This window comes from Arthrobacter sp. JCM 19049, assembly GCF_001310435.1.
The window spans coordinates 1-803 of sequence record NZ_BAXF01000776.1 but is presented as its reverse complement, the minus strand read 5'-3'; the positions used below and the strand labels follow the sequence as shown (position 1 = coordinate 803).

Annotated in this window: 2 protein-coding genes; both read left to right on the top strand. The window is 68.6% G+C overall.

What is annotated here, in order from left to right; translation table 11 throughout:
• Positions 1-202 precede the first annotated feature (202 nt).
• Positions 203-601, top strand: coding sequence for a trimeric intracellular cation channel family protein (locus tag JCM19049_RS16175; protein ID WP_054822055.1), 399 nt, complete (start codon positions 203-205; stop codon positions 599-601).
• Positions 601-753: a TRIC cation channel family protein gene (locus JCM19049_RS22845; RefSeq protein WP_306420835.1), complete on the top strand. Its 153-nt coding sequence runs from the start codon at positions 601-603 to the stop codon at positions 751-753. The genes JCM19049_RS16175 and JCM19049_RS22845 overlap by 1 nt, the downstream gene beginning before the upstream one ends.
• The last annotated feature ends 50 nt before the right edge of the window (positions 754-803 follow it).

Genomic DNA, 803 nt, shown 5'->3' with positions numbered 1-803 from the left:
GCCGAACGCGGTACCAGCACCAGTGACCCGCTGGCCCAGGCACTGCAGCGCCTGGCCCCCACCCACCTGCACACCACCCGCAACCTGAACACGGTCCAGCGCATCGGCCGGATTCTGCGGCCGCCGGAACACGACGCATAATGGGTAGCGTTCGGGGCGCGCGAAGCCGCGCCCACCGTGTCGAAGGGGAGCCCACCAACCCATGATGCCCACCATGGTCCTGGCCGTTGAGCTGATCGGCACGTTCTTCTTCGCGATCGCCGGGTCACTGGTGGCGGTGCGCCGCGGCTTTGACATCATCGGCTCGGTGTTCCTGGCCGGGGTCGGAGGCCTGGGCGGGGGCATCGTGCGCGATCTGATCCTCAGCGACACCCCGGCCACGTTCAGCAACCCGGTCTACTTCATCCCGGTCGTGCTCAGTGCCGTGCTGGTGTACCTGTTCACCCCGGCGGTCAAGAAGCTGCACCGCCTGGTGCTGGTGTTCGACGCCGGCGGGCTGGGACTGTTCTGCATCACCGGCACGCTAAAGGCCCTGGACTACGGGATGAACCCGGTCTCCTCGGTGCTGTTGGGGGTGAGCACCGCGGTGGGCGGCGGCTGATGCGCGATGTCATCGCCAACGTCACCCCGGAACTGTTCAACCCCCGCGACCTCTACGCGGTTCCGGCGATCGCCGGGGCGGGGCTGACCTCGCTGAGCCGGACGCTGGCTGGTTCTCCACCACGCTGGGCATCATCACCGCGGTGCTGGTGATCGCCACCCGGCTGGCGGCGATCAAGTACGGCTGGCGGGTGCCGCTGGCG